Below are 16,010 nucleotides of genomic sequence, written 5' to 3' on the forward strand. Positions count from 1 at the left end.
GCTCAGCCACCGTCTCCGACGTCGGTCGCCGCCCGACGCCGGCCGCTCGTCCCCATCCCGCGAGAGAGCTCGATGATCCTTCTCTTCTGCTCCGACCCGCTCGCCCCTCGCCAGCCCGACGGCGCGTTCGCCAGCGAGGCGGACGCCGCCCGTGGCCTTGGCCTCGACATCGGGCTCATCGACTACGAGGCGCTCGTCGCCGGCGACCGCCGCGCGGCCGTCCGCCGCGTGCCGGAGGCGCAGGGCCGGGACGCTGTCTACCGTGGCTGGATGCTCCGGCCCGGCGTGTACGCGGACCTGCACGGCGCCCTCGCTGCCCGCGGCGTGCGCCTCGTCAACGATCCCGACGCCTACGCGCGAGGCCACCACCTCCCGGGCTGGTACCCCGCGCTCGAAGGGCACACGCCCCGTTCGGTCTGGCTCCCGGTTCAGGGCGACATCGCGATGGACGACGTGATGACCGTCCTCGGCCCCTTCGGCGACGGCCCTGTCCTGCTGAAGGACTTCGTGAAGTCGAGAAAGCATGAGTGGGCCGAGGCGTGCTTCATCCCTGCGGCCTCCGATCGCGCCGCGGTCGAGCGCGTGGTGCGCCGCTTCCTCGAGCTCCAGGGCAGCGATCTCGAGGGCGGCCTCGTCTTTCGTGAGTTCGTCGAGCTCGCGCCGGCGGGGCGGCACCCGAAGAGCGGGATGCCGCTCGCCCGCGAGCACCGGATCTTCTTCCTCGACGGCGAGCCGATCGCCTCGCTGCGCTACTGGGACGAGGCCGAGTACGCAGCGGAGACGGCGCCGCTGCCCGATCTGCGCGCGCTCGCGGCGCGCGTGAGGAGCCGGTTCTTCACGCTGGATGTCGCCGAGCTCCTCCACGGCGGCTGGACGGTCATCGAGGTGGGTGACGGACAGGTCTCGGGCTTGCCGGACCACGCGGATCGTCGCGCGTTCTACCAGGTGCTCGCCGCGCGCCTCGGCTGATCTCCGCGAGACCGGCGGACGCGAACTTGCCAGAATTCAACGCAAAGGCGCAAAGGCGCAAAGGCGCAAAACGACGGAGAGGCAATGACCGAGAATGACGATAGCCAAGATCGTCGTCGACGCGGCGATCGAGGTGCATCGTAGCCTTGGAGGCCCTGGGCTGCTCGAAACAGTCTACGAAGAGGCCCTTGCCTTCGAGCTTGAGTCACGAGGGCTCACGGTGGTGCGCCAGAAGGCGGTGCCGCTCGTGTACAAGGGAAGGCGCCTTGCGTCGGACATGCGACTCGATTTGCTCGTGGGCGATCGAGTCATCGTCGAATGCAAAGCCACGGTAGCGCACAACAGAGTGTTCGAAGCGCAGGCCCTCACTTCCCTGCGACTCTCGGGCCTCAGGCTCGCGATTGTTATCAACTTCGGCGAGGTGAGAGTGCGGCAGGGCATCCATCGCGTAGTCAACGGGTTGCAGGAATGACTTCCGCTCTCTCCCTTACCTGTTGTGCCTTTGCGCCTTTGCGCCTTTGCGCCTTTGCGCCTTTGCGCCTTTGTGCCTTTGTGCCTTTGCGCCTTTGCGCCTTTGCGCCTTTGCGCCTTTGGTGCGCCAGGCAAAGCCTGGGTGAGGGGGAAGCTCATGTAGAAAGCTGAAACCTTGCGATGGAACCCATGGAGGTCCTGCGGACCTCCCCGGCCAAGGCTAGCCCCCAGCCGGAAGCGAGTCTTGCGTGGTCCGGAGGGTAGACCCCGGGCTGCGAAGCGTAGACAGCGAGCGTGAAAGCCTTGTATTGAGCCTCGAAATGCAATGTTAGGTGGGTGCCCAAGCTGTCAAAGGAGCGGAAGGCAACACCGGCGCGCTGGAACGCCGCGTGCGGCGAAGGGCTCGGCGCGCTGGACCCCCCGGGGTCGGAGACCAGGGCGTGCACGCAAGGGTTCCCCAGGAACCTGGGAGGCCCCGTCGCCTCCGCCAAGAAGAGCCCGCCGTAGCGGCGGGCGCGGTACCGCCGAGCGAAGGGAACGAAGCGAGGCGGGAAGGGTGACGAGGCGTCCGAGCACCTCGTAGTAGCTGAAGCGGGGGAACCGTCCCGAGGGACCCCGTGGAGCGAAGGGGGTGCCGGGACATGGAGCTGCTGGAGGGAAAGATGAAGGAGACACCGGGCTCCCCGACCATCTCCACGAAACTCGAGCGGATAGCGAAGCTGGCGAGGGAAGCGCCTGGCATGGCGTTCACGACGCTCGCGCACCACATCGACGTCGAGTGGCTGCGCGAGGCGTACCGTCGCACGCGCAAGGACGGCGCCGCAGGCGTGGACGGGCAGACCGCGGACGAGTACGCGGCGCATCTGGAGGACAACCTCCGGTCGCTGCTCGAACGCGCGAAGTCCGGCACGTACCGCGCGCCGCCCGTGAGGCGGGTCCTCATCCCGAAGGGGGACGGGTCGCAGACGCGGCCGATCGGCATCCCGACCTTCGAAGACAAGGTCCTGCAGCGCGCGGTCGTCATGGTGCTGGAGGCGATCTACGAGCAGGACTTTCTACACGGCTCGTACGGCTTCCGGCGGGAGCGCTCGGCGCATCAAGCGCTGCAAGCGTTCCGCGACCAGGTGATGCACATGGGCGGCGGCTGGGTCCTGGAGGTCGACATCCGGAAGTTCTTCGACACCCTCGACCATGGCCACCTCCAGGAGATCCTTCGTCGAAGGGTGCGCGATGGGGTGCTGCTGCGGCTCATCGGCAAGTGGTTGCATGCGGGCGTGCTGGAATCCGGGGCCGTGTCCTTCCCGGAATCTGGCTCGCCTCAGGGCGGCGTGATCTCGCCGCTGCTGTCGAACGTCTACCTGCACGAGGTGCTGGACGTGTGGTTCGAGCAGGAGGTGAAGCCGCGGCTGCGAGGCCGCGCGTTTCTCATCCGGTACGCGGACGACTTCGTCCTGGCGTTCTCGCACGAGGAAGACGCTCGTCGCGTCTTGGCCGTGCTGCCAGAGAGGTTCGGCAAGTACGGCCTTGCGCTCCACCCGGACAAGACCCGGCTCATCGACTTTCGTCGGCCCGACCAGCGGCCTCCCCCGGAGGATCGACCGGATCGTGGCTCGAAGACGTTCGATCTGCTGGGCTTCACCCACTACTGGGGCCTGTCTCGTCGAGGCCGGTGGGTGGTCAAGCAGAAGACCGCCTCCGATCGCTTCCGCCGCGCGCTGAAGCGGGTCGCGGCGTGGTGTCGGCAGCATCGGCACCAGGCGATCGGGGAGCAGCAGCGCTCGCTCGCGCAGAAGCTGCGAGGTCACTTCGGGTACTTCGGCATCACGGGGAACTCCGAGGCGATCAGCCGCTTCCGTGAGCAGGTCGTCGGCATCTGGTGCAAGTGGCTCGGTCGTCGCTCTCAGAGAGCGCGGATCGACTGGGACCGCAGGCACACGCTGCTGAAACGTTACCCCCTCCCACCTGCCCGGGTCGCGAGGCCGTACTCACCCGCGTAGCGAACCCATGTTCCGAAGAGCCGGATGCGGTAGTCCCGCACGTCCGGATCTGTGGGGGCCCTGGGGGAGTAATCCCCCAGGGCTACCCGAGCGTCTTTGCGTCTTTGCGTTGAATTCTGGTTTCCACTGCGAGTAGACAGGGGCGGCTGCTGCTTCAGGGACCAAGGTCCGGAGTAGAGGACCAACCAGCGGCTTCCACGCTTATCTCCGTGAACACCGCGCCGAGGGCTCAGCCCAGGTGAACCGCCGCCCCGCACGCCATCAATTGATGGACCGCGACCAGCATCATCACGAGCGCCGTGAAGCACCCGAACCCCCGGCGCACTCCGCCGCGCCTCCCCCCCGCCACGACCAGGCTCACCTCCCTCGCCGGCTCAGGGGACTTTTTTTTTATCGTCGCCCCCCTCTTCCACCGCGCCTCCTGGTCCGACGACGCCGCCTCCCCCTCGAGCAGCGCCACCGGCGGCGTGCGCTTCACGAGCGCCATCGCGCTCGCCGCCCGGCTCTCCTGATGGCTCCGCTTCCAGGCGCGGATCGCCTCCTCGGGCAGCCCGAACACCTCGCTGGACCCGTACGTCGCCGCGAGCCCGTCGAGCACGCGAAGATGCCAGTCCGCCGGGACCGCCGCAGGCAGCGCCTCGACCTCCTCCGGCGGGATCGGCGGGAACCAGACCGCGAAGTGCTGAACCCTCCGCCCCGTCCAGTCCCTCCGCGCCGGATCGAGGAACCGCGCCGCCACGTAGGCGAACGCGCGCGGCGCCTCCCGCCCGCGCCCGTCGACCTCGAGCAGGCCATAGCGGAGCTCTCCGGCGCCCGCGTCGGCGTCGCCGAGCATCGCCTCGAGCGTTGTGAGCCAGGCGGGGAGCGCCGGGATCTCGGGCACGCAGATGAACTCGTAATCCCAGTGCTCGCCGCGCGTCCTCCAGAGCAGGCGCGATGTCTCGACGGTGCGGGCGGGGGCGGGCACGGGCGCGAGCATAACGGCCCTACTGGTTCTGATGGTAGGCCCGCAGCCCCTCGTCGTCGCGCAGGGCCGCCACCATGCCGGTCAGGACCGCCTTGAACGTGTCGCCCCTCCGGATCGCGTCCTCCCGCGCCTTCTTCAGCCGATCGACCCGGGTGCTCGCGAAATCCTTGATCGAGACGAACCTCAGGATCTTGCTCACGATCTGGTACCGCTTCGGCAGGAAGTCATCCACGGAATCGACGAACTGCATGAGATCGCGCAGGCCCTGGAAAAACGTCTCCTTGGCCGACTTCTCCTTGCGCGAGGCCTGCGCCTCGCGGACCGCGCCCTCGACCGTGCTCACCAGGACGGCGGGGGCGAGGGTGCGCACGCCGAGCGACGTCCTCGGGTCGACCTGCGCGTCGGGCGGGGCGGCGACGGACGAGAGCAGCATGAAGCGGTGCCCGAACGCGTGCTCGGCGCGGAGCACGGCGCAGAGCTTCGCGAGCTGATCGTCGGCGTCGCGGCAGACCTCGCGCTCGAAGTCCCTCGCGCTGTACTCCGGCGGGAACAGGTCGGCCTTGCTGAGGGCGAGGATCCACTCGCGCGGGAAGCTCACCTCCTCGCCCGCGGCGGCGCTCGTCCGGCGCAGCCGATCGCACTCGTCCGCGAAGTGCTCGAAGAGCCACCGGATGTACCCGGTGCCCTCGCTCCGGTACTTCGCGCCGTCCGCGAGCAGGATGCCCACCTGGCTCATGCCCAGCCGGAGCAGGCCCTGGCGCATCGCCTCGCGCTCGTCCGCGTCGACCGGCTCTTCCTCCCACCAGCGCCCGGGGTAATCGTACCAGTGGATGCGGACCGCCGGCTCCGGCAGGTCCCGCGGGAAGAAGTCGAACTCGATCTCGTCGAAGCGCGTGCTGCCGTCCGGGAACGTGCCCTCCTCGAGGCGATAGAAGCGCCCGAGGAGCCGGTTGCCCTGCGCCTTGTTGACCGCCTGGATCTTGTACGCGTACTCCTGCTGGAACGAGGGCTGGGTCTGCGCCCGGTAAAAGGCCGCGAGGAGGACCGTCTTGCCGGCGCCGGAGGCGCCGAACACGGCGACGTGCAGATCGAGGGGCGGCATGGCGGGTGCGATACGGGAGCGCGCGCCCCGGCACAAGCGCTCCCCGCGCGGCGCCGGCCCGCGCTCCCACGGAGCCCGCCCGGCCGCCGCCGCCGCGACGCTCGCGCTACTCCGCCACCCGCACCTGGCGGCGGAAGACGCTCGATCCGCCCCGCGTGTCGTGGACCACCGCCCACAGCGACACGACCCCCGCCTCCGAGGGCGGCGTCCACGTCGTGCCGTGGTCCGCGATGAAGCCTCGCGTCGTGTCGCTCACGAGCCGCCTGGCGCCGTCGAACCCGCCCCCGTCGGTGTAGTAGTCGACCCAGATCGCCTCGCGCACGGGCGGCCCGCCGAGCCCGGCAACCTCGACGTCCTCCTCGGCGACGTCCCCCACGATCGCGTCGATGTCGTAGGTCGTGCAGTCGTCGGCTCCCGTCGCCGGCGGGCTGCATCCCTGGGCCTGCTGGGGCTCGTCCGGAAGAGCGCACCGCTGCACGACGGGCAAACCGTCCTCGTCCTTCTCGAGCTCGCTGTCCCCGCGCTTCACCGTGAGGTCCGTGATCGGCGGGTTCTCGTTGCGGCGCCGATCCGCGAACACATAGACCTGCGTGTAGCCCACGACGAAGCTGTCCGCGCCGAGCACCGCCCCGTCCTCGCCGACGCACTCCAGCGGAAACCCGGCGGCGAGCGGCGATGACGCCACGCGCGTCGTGCCGGCGCACACGGCGAAGAACACGTAGGCCGTCGCCTCGAAGCTCCCCGTCTCGGTGGGCCGCGCGCCCTCGAAGATGTCGTCGGGCAGGACCATCTTGAACCTGGCCTTGCCACGCTCGCCGCTCTCCTCCGCCTTCATGTCGTCCCGATCGAAGAGCCTCGGCGCGCCTTCCGTCTCCTCGTTCTCCGCCCCGCCGCCGGGGGCGAACGCCGCCGCCGCGCCGAGGAGCTGCGGCAGACACCCGATGTGCTCGTCGATGCCGATCGGCGGGTTCACGCAGCCGCCGAGCCACGTGATCTCGACCGGCCGCGGGCCCGCGCCTTCGCCGGGCGCGTCGGCGTAGGTCATCTCGAACGTCACGCCGTCGCCGAGCGGCGCCGCCGCGTAGGGCTTGTCCGCCGTCACCGCGAGGACGCGGAGCCCCTCCACCTCGGACGAGGGCGCGAAGTCGGCCCCCGCGCAGCAGGGGACGCCCAGGGCCAGGGTCGAGAGCGCGACGAGCAGCGCGCGGCGCGCGGGCAGTCGGGTCCGGTTCATCAGAAGTCTCCTCGCAGGCCGAGCGTGGGCAGGAAGGGGAGCCCCGTCACGTACTCCCGCTTCGAGTAGTTGAAGTTGTAGCTGATGCCCTCCGCGGCCTGGTGGTTGTAGACGTTCTGCACGTCGAGGTAGAGCCCGAGCTGCCACGTCTTGAATCGCCACGTCTTGTCGGCGCGGATGTCGAGCTGGTGAAAGAGCGGCATCCGCTCGCTGTACTCGCCCCCGAGCGGGAACGGCGAGTAGCGCGCCGAGGACGCGTGGTAGACCGCGTTGACCCGGTTCGGATTGCACCCCTTCTCCTCCGGATCGCAGACATAGGGCGTCTGCAGGTTGCCCGACACGAGGCGGAAGCGCGCGCCGAGCTCCCAGCCGCGGCCGAGCCGAAGGCTCCCGAGCACGGTCAGGACGTGGGGCTGATCGAACGGCATGGGGGTCTCCTCCTCGCCGGGGCCGTCGGTGCGCATCGACCGGGAGAGGGTGTAGGCCGCCCAGCCGAAGAAGCGCTCGTCGGGCTTGTACTTCAGGAGCACCTCGCCGCCGACCGCGTAGCCGGTGCCGTCGTTGGCGTAGCCTTCCTTCTCCGGCGAGAAGACCACCAGCCGATCGAGCGCCTTGTAGAACCCCTCGACCGTCACGTTGATCTGCTTCGTGATCTCCTGCTCCACGCCGAGGCCGTAATGGACAGCGCGGTTCGACTTGAGCCCCGCGGTGCCGAACGGCTCGATCGTCTCCTGGAACTGGGGCGCCTGGTGATAGAGCCCCACGCCGCCCTTGACCGTCGTCCGCGGGAAGTCGCTCCGGACGTCGTAGCGCCCGTTGAGCCGCGGGCTCACGTCGAACGTGCGCGTGTCGAGCGCGTAGTCGAGCCGCACCCCGGGGACGATCCGCGCGCGCGGCGAGGGGATGACCTCGAATTCGGCGTAGGCGGCCGGCCGGGAGTACACGCCGTCGAACGACTGGTCCTGGAACGGGGCGAGCGAGAACGGCTGGTTCGACGGGTGGCCGGCGGGCGACTGCGCCGGCGCGCGCACGTTGACCGTGGCCACGCCGCTGGTGAGGTCGGTCCCGACGTTCATCGTGAGGTACCGCGCGAACCGGTGCGACAGCTCCAGCCGGAGGTCGAGCGACTTCGAGGTGATGTTGAAGGCGAGGGGAGTTGCCTGGAAGTCGACGACGTCCCGGCCGAGGGCGAGCGACCAGAGGATGCGATCGCGGCTCCCAAGGCGGTTCTCGTAGCTGAGCTGCAGGCGCTGGAACGCCGTGTGGAACCCGAAGTCGCCCGTCAGCGCCGGCTCGTCCTCGGGCGGGTTGTCCAGCGTGATCTCGAAGCCGTCGTCCGAACCGTAGAAGCTCGCGCGCACGCGCTCGGCCGGCGAGGGGCGGCCCTCGAGGACGAACTGGTAGTCGTAATAGACGGGCGCCTGCGTGACGCTGGAGCCCGCCTCCTTGAGCACGGGCCCGAGCCACGCGTCGACCCAGCTCCGCCGGCCTGCGGCGATGAACGTCCAGTCCTTCAGGAACGGGACGGGCCCCTCGAGGAGCACGCGCCCGTCGATGAGGTCGAGCTGGACGACGCCGTGGTACTTGCCGTCCTGCTTCGGCGAGCGGAGCCCGACGTCGACGATGCCGCCCATGGCGCGGCCGTACACGGCGCTGAAGTTGCCCGGGTAGAAGTCGATCTTCTCGAGCATCTCGGTCGGGACGACCGAGGAGAGACCGCCGAAGTGGTAGATGATCGGCACCGGGGTGCGGTCGATGAACGTGAGCGTGTCCTGGGGCGCGGACCCGCGCACGATGAGCAGCCCGAAGCCGCTGCGCGCGACGCCGGGGAGGCTCTGCAGCGATCGCAGCGCGTCGCCGCCGGTGCCGGGGATGCGGTCGATCTCGCGGCGCTCGAGCGTCCTCCGGGTCACCTCGCGCGGCGGGCGCTCCCCCTCGACGGTCACCTCGAGGCCCGCCGGCGCCTTGCCGTCCTTCGGCGCCGCGAGCGAGATGCGGTAGCGCACCTCGATCGCCTCGCCGGCCGCGATCTCCTCGTCGGCCGCGAACGGCGCGAACCCCACGGCGGCGACCTCGACGCGGTACTTGCCGGGCGGGAGGTTCTTGAAGCGGAACTTGCCCTGCTGGTCGGTCTTCGCCTCCTCGCGGCCGCCGTCGGGGCGCAGGAGGCTGACCGCGACGTCCGGGAGCGGCTCGCCGGTGCCCGCGGCCATGACCGTCCCGACCACGGTCTCGACGTCGGCCGGGGGCGCTGGCGCGGCCGCCTCGGCGGGCTTCGGCGTGAGCGTGAACGCGTAGCGGTAGAGGATCCGGGACGGCGCCGGCGTGCCGTCCGGGCGCCGCGCCGGCTCGAACACGAGGCCGGGCGCGGCGGCGAGCGCGGCCTCGTCGAACCCGTGTCCGCCCGGCGTCGCGACCTCGGCCTTGGTCACGCGCCCGGTGCGGTCGATGTCGAGCTTGAGGATGACGCTCCCCTGGACGCCGGCGCGCTGGGCCTCCTCGGGGTACGCGGGCGGAGAGTACGTGACGAGCTTCGGCTCGGAGGCGGCGGCGGGCGGCGGCTGGGGCGTGCCCGGCTCGGGGACGATGACCGCGCCCGCGCCGCCGCGGGGGACCGAGGCGCCGCCCGGGTCCCCGTCGGCGGGCGGAGGCTCCGCCGGAGGCGCGCCGGCCGGCTGCGCGCGCGCCGCGCTGCCGGTGAGGGCGACCGCGAGCAGCAGCGCTTCGGAGACGAGGAGGCGCATCGCAGAGGACGCTGTGGAACGCATGCGCCGCCCCTGTCGCATGACGGGCGCGAGGCGAGAAGATGCGTCGCGAGGCCGGAGCGTGCTTCGTTCAGCGTACGGCTCCAGCGTACCGCGCTTCGCGGTCGCGCTTCACGGGCGCGCGTCTGCGGTGATGTGTGCGGCCTCGCCGCGCCGCCGGTGCGGCGATCTCCGGGGGTCCAGCGTCGGCGATCAGCCCCCGACCTCGGCCACGAAGCGGCTCACGTCGTCGCTGTCGCCGACGAGCAGCAGCGTGTCGCCGTCGCGGATCACGTAGTCCGGCGTGGGCGCCTCGAGGCGCGGCTTGTCGGCGGGCAGCTTGCTCGTGTGCGGCCGCACGCCGAGCACGTTGATCCGGTAGCGCTGGCGGATCTTCGAGCCCGCGAGCGTCTGCCCGACGAGCGGCCCGTGGGCGCTCCAGGGGACCACGCGGTAGTGGCTGGCGAGGTCGAGCAGGTCCTGGGCGAGCGGGGTGGTGATGTCGGCGCCGACGCGGCGGCCCATCTCTGTCTCGATCTGGATGACGCGGGTCGCGCCGACGGCGCGCAGGATGTCGGCCTGGCGGTCGGTGGCGGCGCGGGCGATGATCTCGCGCACGCCCATCCGGACCAGGGAGGCCACGCAGAGCACCGACGGCTCGAAGTGCTCGCCGAAGGTCACGATCGCGGTCTCCACGTACTGCGCGCCGATCCCCTCGAGCACCTTGTGGACGGTGGCGTCGCCGACGAACGCGGCCGAGGTCTTGTCCTTCACCGCGTCGACGGCCTCGGGGTTGTTGTCGACCGCGATCACCTCGGCCCGGTTCTTCCAGAGGGTCTCCACGATGGAGGTGCCGAACCGGCCGAGCCCGATGACAAGGACGCTCTTCGATTTCATGGCCTCATGTCGCGCGCCGCTCCGCTGCGGCGCAGGGCGGTGACCCTCTCACGGATGCGCGCCCAGCGCCACCGATCCGCGCGGCTCCGCGCTCACCCCGAAGGCCGCGATCGTGAGCACCGCCATGAGGGCGCCGAACACGACGAGCCCCATGAAGATCGCGATGCCGACGTGCAGCGCCACCGTGGCCGCCACCCAGATCCGGCGGGTGCGCCGCGGCCAGATGAAGAACGCGTAGCCGGCCTCGACCAGGATCACGAGCCAGCCGGCGACCGTCGGGATCCAGGGGTCGTGGGCGAGCCAGGAGAAATCGACCTGGCGATACTCGGGCAGCATGACCGAGCGCCAGATCGCCTCGCCGTTCCACCACTGCTCGCCGGACGCCTTGTGGAGCCCGCTCGCGAGGTAGGAGATGCAGAGGTGCACCTGGACGACGCGCAGCGACAGCCGCGTTGTCGCCGGCGGGTCGACGGGCGCGCGATCGAGCCAGCGGTCCAGCGACAGCGCGGCTCCCGAGGGCATCCACAGGAGATAGAAGAGGAAGATGTGGGCGTAGCTGTCCGCGCCGTAGCTCGTGCTCTCCGCCGCCATCATCAGGATCAGGTGGGTGAGCCAGGCCATCGCGGCCGCGGCCCTCGCCCGCCACCCGAGGAGGAGCGCGACGAGGGCGAGCGCGTAGAGCGCGCCGGTGCCCCTGAGGAGGGCTGCCTCGCCGATGCCCAGCGGGGCGAGGCCGTCGATGAGCCAGCCGACGCGGAGAAGGTGACTCCGGGCCATCATGTCGCTGAGCGGCCCCTGGAGGAAGCCAGACCGCCCGTAGAGATCGAGGAACACCGGAGCGACCATCGCGGCCTGGAGAAGGAGCACCGACGCGAGCCCGATCCGCAGCGCCGCGAGGGGCACGGCCGACGCGGGCGCGAACGCGAAGCGATCGATCGCCTGCCATGCGCGCTCCAGCGCCGCCCGACCCGCGAGGCGAAGCGCGGCGTGCCCGCTCATGGCGCCTCCCGGACTGCCTGCTTCGCGGCGCGCGCCGTCGCCTGGGGAACGAACTTCGCCTGGTAATGCCAGCGACACCTGAACCCGTCTCCCTGACGGTATGCGTGCATCGGGGCGACCTCGCATTCCTCCACGCGCACGACCACGCTGACGGCGCCGGGGTGCCTGGCGAACATCTTCCCGGCCCAGGACGCGGCGATCGAGCGCTTCAGCGCCTGATCGCCCTGAAGCCAGAACCTCCCGACGATGTTCCCGGCGCGCAGGTCCGCCTCGGAGCTCGTCCCGGGCTTGACGTGATCCGTGGTCGCCGCCCCCGTCGCGTCCACGATCTCGAACGTCGCCGAGGGGGGCGAGGCGACGGCGGGAGCGAAGAAGGCATACCCGCTGTCGGCGCCGGAGACCGTGCCGTACGAGGCCAGCGCGTCCGCCAGCCAGCTCCCGCAGCCCAGGTCGATCGGGAACGCTCCCAGGACGATCACCAGGCCGAGGTGCCCCGCGGCTGCGGCCAGGACCACGAGCGCTCGCCACCGGACCATCGCCTCTCTCCCCATCGTTCCCCCTCTCACACCGGCTTCTGACGGCCGCGCGCCGGCCGGTGAGCTCCGGCGCCGAGGATGAAGGACAGCCGGTCGCCCGGGTCCCTCATCCTGCGTCGCCGGTCCGCGGGACGAGCGTCAGCGGTGCTCGGCCAGGAGCACGACAGGCGTCGGCAGCGCCCCGTACGAAGCCGCTGCGGAGAACGATCGCCCGTGGAACCAGTGGCCGTGATGACCGTGATGGCCATGGTGACCGTGATGGCCGTGGTGACCGTGATGGCCATGGTGACCGTGATGGCCATGGTGACCGTGATGGCCATGGTGGCCGTGATGGCCATGGTGACCGTGATGGCCGTGGTGGCCATGATGCGATTGGCGATCACTCATCAACTCGGCCGAGACCGGCACCGGCACCTCCTCCACCAGCGCGAGATCCTCCACGGGCCTGGTGGCGGCTGCAGCGGTGAACTGGGCGCCACCGAGCGCCACGGAGCATGCTCCCAGGGTTATGATCAGCTCCACAAACTTCATCGTCGACTCCTTCCAAGGTCGGCTCCCAACGAGGGGGCCGTGGAGCCTCGCGATGCAAGCGGTACGCCGATCTGGTAGGAACATGGGGTGACAGCGGCGCTGTCACAACCCCACGGTAAGCCACGACATCGCCGATTCGGCGGCAGAAACCATGGGTGATCGCTCCTCGGTGTGCAGGAGCTGTACTGAGGACTCCCCTCGAATTCTTCGGAAAATTCACAGGGAGGCGGGGAGGCGGGGAGGAAAATCTTCAAAATACTCCCCGCCTCCCCGCCTCCCTGTTGAATTTCTCCTCTGAAAAGGGCTGCCAACTGAGGGAATTTCTCACGGCGCTGTGCGGTGAATCCACAAAAAGGCCACGACGAGGCGAACCTGGCCGGGCGGGCTCGCGCGGATCTCCTGGTGGAAGGTCGGATCTTCGTCGAGCGCGGCGATCGCCTCAAGGCGCCTGCAGGACGCGCAACAGATCATCGACGATCGTCTCGACGTCGCCTTCCTCGTGGTTGACGAGCACGGTGATGGCGGCGTCGCGCTCGACGGCGCGGTACGACGCGGACACGAAGCCCCACATGCTGCCGCCATGGCCGTAGGTCGCCCCGACCGGCGATGCGCGCCGGGCGAGCCCGAGCCCGTAACCCCGCGCGTCCGCCGGCAGGGCGCCGACCCAGGTGGTCATCTCCGCGAGCTCGGCCGGGCCGAGCAGCCCGCCGTCGAGGAGCCGGACGAAGAAGGTGGTGAGGTCCTCCGTGTTCGACACCAGGCCACCCGAGGTCCACGCGGACGACGGGTCCACGGCGGCAGTCGTGTCGACGAGCTCGCCGCCGTACGACCCGTAGCCGTGCACGAGCCCGGGCACCGCGGGCTCGGCGCCGTCGAGGTACGTGCTGGCGAGGCCGGCGGGCTCGAGGATGCGCGCGCGCAGCAGCTCCACGACACGCTTTCCGGAGACCGCCTCGACGAGGCAGCCAGCGACGATGTAGTTCGTGTTGGAGTACGCGAAGCCCCGGCCCGGCTCGAAATACGGCGGCTCTGCGGCGGAGAAGGCGATGAGCTCCTCGGGCGTCCACGCGCGGGTCGGGTCGGCCTCGACGGCGCTCAGGAACGCGTCGGTGTCCGTGTAGTTGAACAGGCCGCTTGTATGATTCAGGAGCTGCCGGATCGTGATCCGCTCGCCGCGGGGGACGCCCGCCACGTGCGCCGATACGGCGTCGTCGAGCGAGAGCGCGCCTTCGGCGCGGAGCATCAGCACCAGCGTCGAGACGAACGTCTTGGTGATGCTCCCCGCGCGGAAGAGATCTCCTGGCTTCATCGGCGTCTCCGGCTCGATGTTCGCCACCCCCGCCGCGCCTCGAAACGAGCAGCCCCCGAGGTCCACGGCCGCGGCAGCGCCGGGGAGCCCCTGCGCGTCGACCGCGGCGTCGAGCGCCGCCTGGAGCCGGGCGGCGAGCGGGGCGCAGGCCACGGCGCCTTCCGGGCCCGCTGACTCCCCGGGCCGACCGCCGTGGTCCCCGTCGACGCTCGCGGCCGTCTCCGTGGGGCCGGCGGGGTCGGCCCCACACCCGGCGAGCGACGAGAAGACCGGACAGGCTACCAAGGCAAGACGGTGAAGGACATGACGCATCGAGCAGATCTCCGGACCCCCGCGCACGTTGCGCCCACCGCGCCGGGGCGACGTGACCCGGAAGGGCACGACGGCCTCGCGCGCCGGGCGGCGGCAAGAGACGGAAGACCGCTGTCGATGTCAACCGGTCTGCAGAATAGAGGTGAGTTCGCGCACGGCCGTCAGCGGCGAGCGTGACTCCCCGCACTGCGGAGACCTACGTTCCCGAGGGATGGAGAGCGTGGATGAACGAAGGGTGATGTGATCTGGCGGGTCGCGCCCGGCGCCGCCTCAGTAGAGCTCGTCCTGGTGCTGCCAGCGCTCCGAGATCCACGCCTTGAGGTAGGCGAGCTCCTCCTCGTAGGTCGTGAAGTCGGCGCGCGTGTTCCAGCCCTCGTAGCTCCGGTACGCGTCGCCCCACCGCGCCTCGTCGCGGCGCGCGCTCGCGTCGATGCGCTGGATGTAGCCGTCCACGAGCGCCTGCACCTCGGCGTCGGCGAACACGCCGTGCAGGACGTCGTTGTAGCGGGCGCGCAGCGGGTCGCCGATCGAGGGCTCCTCCAGGAAGCGCTCGAAGAGGTGGTTCATGCCCGTGTACTCGGCGCGCTCCGACGCCGACTCGCGCGACGTCTCCCACGCCTGGCCGAAGCTCGCGTTGAAGTCCCACGGCGCATAGCGGAAGACGTTGCCGGGCGCGGGGTCGTGGTAATGGTAGCTGTTCTTCCCGGCCGAGTCGTCGGCCAGGATGAACGTGACGAAGATCCACCAGTCCTCGTAGTCGCGCCGATCGATCCGCGCGTCGATCTCGGCGACGAACGTCTCCGGGTCGGACGTGGCCACGAAGTCCACGAGCTCTTCCAGGTCCGCGAACGCCTCCGGCTCGCCCTCGGGCGGCTCGCCCTCCTTCTTCTCGAAGCCGTCGTGCAGCGTCTCCTTGGGCTCGCCGTCGCCTCCGTAGGACGTGAGCGCGAAGTTCGCGTCGTGGCTGACCGCCTTGTAGAGGTTGCCGTCCTGCGGATACCCGTGGTCCTCCATCAGGTACCCGTCCACGTGATCGACGACGGTGTAGAGGCCCCGGTACTCCCCGTCGATGTACAGCACGGCGCTGTAGGTCTTGATCTGGATGTGCTCCGGATCGAGGCGGTTCCAGAGGTCGTAGGCGAGGCGCTGCCGGACATAGGAGTTGTCGTCGAACGTGCTGGCGAGCACGACCTTGCGACGATCGGTGAACCCGCCGGCCTCGTCGGGCTCGTTGAACTTGTCGTTCTTGGGGAACTTCAGGGTGTAGCTCTGCTTCGGGTACGAGAGCGAGCTCTCGCCCCGGAGCTCCGCCTCGGCCTGGTACGTGTGACCTCGGTAGACGACCGTGGCCGGGGCGTACTCCTTGGCTTCGGGCCCCGGCGAGAGGAAGAGCACCGGGAGGCCGTACTCCTCGGGGTAGCTGGCCGGATCGACGACGGGCACGTTCGACGGATCGGCCCAGTCGTCGGCGACGCCGATCTTGACGCGCCCGACCTCGGAGGTCTGCGCGACGCGGATCTCGACCTCGTAGACCGCGGCCTGATCGAGCCCGGGCGAGAACGTCACCTCGCGCGCGACCGGATCGTAGGCGGCGCCCTCGGGGAGATCGGCGACCTCGAACGCGTCGCCGGGGAGCGCGAGGCCTGTCGAGCACGCCACGGGGAACGTCACGGTCTCCCCCTCGAGGAGCCAGTGCGGCCCGCCGCCGGACGGCTCGCAGGCACCCCCGGGGCCGGAGCCGCCGCCGGGGCCGGAGCCGCCGGGGCCGGACGGGTCACCGGTCACGGGGTCGCCCTCGGAGGGCGTGTCGGAGCAGCCGGCTGTGTGAAGCGATATCAAGGTCAGGGCCGCTGTCAGCGGCCTGAGCAGGTGCAATTTTCGCATGGGAAGTGAATCCTAGCGCGGGCGCGCGGAGGCGGAAGGGCACTTCGTCCACGCCGTA

14 protein-coding genes are annotated in these 16,010 nt (G+C 70.3%); 5 read left to right on the forward strand and 9 right to left on the reverse strand.

Features of this window, described 5'->3' with window-relative positions:
• Positions 1 to 72: 72 nt before the first annotated feature.
• From WME76_RS12995 to ltrA, 4 genes are all read left to right on the forward strand, one after another.
• On the forward strand, positions 73 to 969 hold the full coding sequence (locus WME76_RS12995; protein ID WP_437960445.1) for an ATP-grasp domain-containing protein: 897 nt from the start codon (positions 73 to 75) through the stop codon (positions 967 to 969).
• 94 nt (positions 970 to 1,063) lie between these two features.
• Positions 1,064 to 1,441 (forward strand): GxxExxY protein, encoded by a 378-nt coding sequence (locus WME76_RS13000; RefSeq protein ID WP_437960446.1) that lies wholly within the window; start codon positions 1,064 to 1,066, stop codon positions 1,439 to 1,441.
• Between the two features lie 335 nt (positions 1,442 to 1,776).
• The gene (locus WME76_RS13005; RefSeq protein WP_437960447.1) at positions 1,777 to 1,947 is read left to right on the forward strand and encodes a hypothetical protein; all 171 of its coding nucleotides are present in this window, start codon (positions 1,777 to 1,779) and stop codon (positions 1,945 to 1,947) included.
• Between the two features lie 134 nt (positions 1,948 to 2,081).
• Complete coding sequence (gene ltrA / locus WME76_RS13010; protein ID WP_437960448.1) at positions 2,082 to 3,437, forward strand: group II intron reverse transcriptase/maturase; 1,356 nt, start codon at positions 2,082 to 2,084, stop codon at positions 3,435 to 3,437.
• 229 nt (positions 3,438 to 3,666) lie between these two features.
• On the opposite strand, the gene WME76_RS13015 is transcribed toward ltrA, so the two are convergent.
• The 7 genes from WME76_RS13015 to WME76_RS13045 all read right to left on the reverse strand — a co-directional run bounded on the left by WME76_RS13015 (position 3,667) and on the right by WME76_RS13045 (position 11,916).
• The gene (locus WME76_RS13015; protein ID WP_437960449.1) at positions 3,667 to 4,404 is read right to left on the reverse strand and encodes a hypothetical protein; all 738 of its coding nucleotides are present in this window, start codon (positions 4,402 to 4,404) and stop codon (positions 3,667 to 3,669) included.
• Between the two features lie 19 nt (positions 4,405 to 4,423).
• On the reverse strand, positions 4,424 to 5,506 hold the full coding sequence (locus tag WME76_RS13020; protein WP_437960450.1) for a TRAFAC clade GTPase domain-containing protein: 1,083 nt from the start codon (positions 5,504 to 5,506) through the stop codon (positions 4,424 to 4,426).
• Between the two features lie 106 nt (positions 5,507 to 5,612).
• Entirely contained in the window at positions 5,613 to 6,740 is a 1,128-nt protein-coding gene (locus tag WME76_RS13025) for a hypothetical protein (RefSeq protein WP_437960451.1), read from the reverse strand.
• The gene (locus WME76_RS13030; protein WP_437960452.1) at positions 6,740 to 9,508 is read right to left on the reverse strand and encodes a TonB-dependent receptor domain-containing protein; all 2,769 of its coding nucleotides are present in this window, start codon (positions 9,506 to 9,508) and stop codon (positions 6,740 to 6,742) included. The genes WME76_RS13025 and WME76_RS13030 overlap by 1 nt, the downstream gene beginning before the upstream one ends.
• Before the next feature lie 189 nt (positions 9,509 to 9,697).
• Positions 9,698 to 10,381, reverse strand: a complete 684-nt coding sequence (locus tag WME76_RS13035; protein ID WP_437960453.1) for a potassium channel family protein — start codon at positions 10,379 to 10,381, stop codon at positions 9,698 to 9,700.
• A gap of 48 nt (positions 10,382 to 10,429) precedes the next feature.
• Positions 10,430 to 11,380, reverse strand: coding sequence for an HTTM domain-containing protein (locus WME76_RS13040; RefSeq protein WP_437960454.1), 951 nt, complete (start codon positions 11,378 to 11,380; stop codon positions 10,430 to 10,432).
• Positions 11,377 to 11,916, reverse strand: a complete 540-nt coding sequence (locus WME76_RS13045; protein ID WP_437960455.1) for a hypothetical protein — start codon at positions 11,914 to 11,916, stop codon at positions 11,377 to 11,379. The genes WME76_RS13040 and WME76_RS13045 overlap by 4 nt, the downstream gene beginning before the upstream one ends.
• Positions 11,917 to 12,129: 213 nt before the next feature.
• Between WME76_RS13045 and WME76_RS13050 the strand changes: the two genes are divergently transcribed.
• Positions 12,130 to 12,525: a hypothetical protein gene (locus tag WME76_RS13050; RefSeq protein ID WP_437960456.1), complete on the forward strand. Its 396-nt coding sequence runs from the start codon at positions 12,130 to 12,132 to the stop codon at positions 12,523 to 12,525.
• A gap of 361 nt (positions 12,526 to 12,886) precedes the next feature.
• Here the strand turns inward: WME76_RS13050 and WME76_RS13055 are convergent, their stop codons facing one another.
• Entirely contained in the window at positions 12,887 to 14,041 is a 1,155-nt protein-coding gene (locus WME76_RS13055; protein WP_437960457.1) for a serine hydrolase domain-containing protein, read from the reverse strand.
• 297 nt (positions 14,042 to 14,338) lie between these two features.
• Positions 14,339 to 15,952 carry a CotH kinase family protein gene (locus WME76_RS13060; protein ID WP_437960458.1) on the reverse strand — a complete coding sequence of 538 codons (1,614 nt, stop codon included), beginning with the start codon at positions 15,950 to 15,952 and terminating at the stop codon, positions 14,339 to 14,341.
• Positions 15,953 to 16,010: the final 58 nt, after the last annotated feature.

The organism is Sorangium sp. So ce119, from assembly GCF_051524405.1.
Lineage (GTDB): Bacteria > Myxococcota_A > Polyangia > Polyangiales > Polyangiaceae > Sorangium > Sorangium cellulosum_G.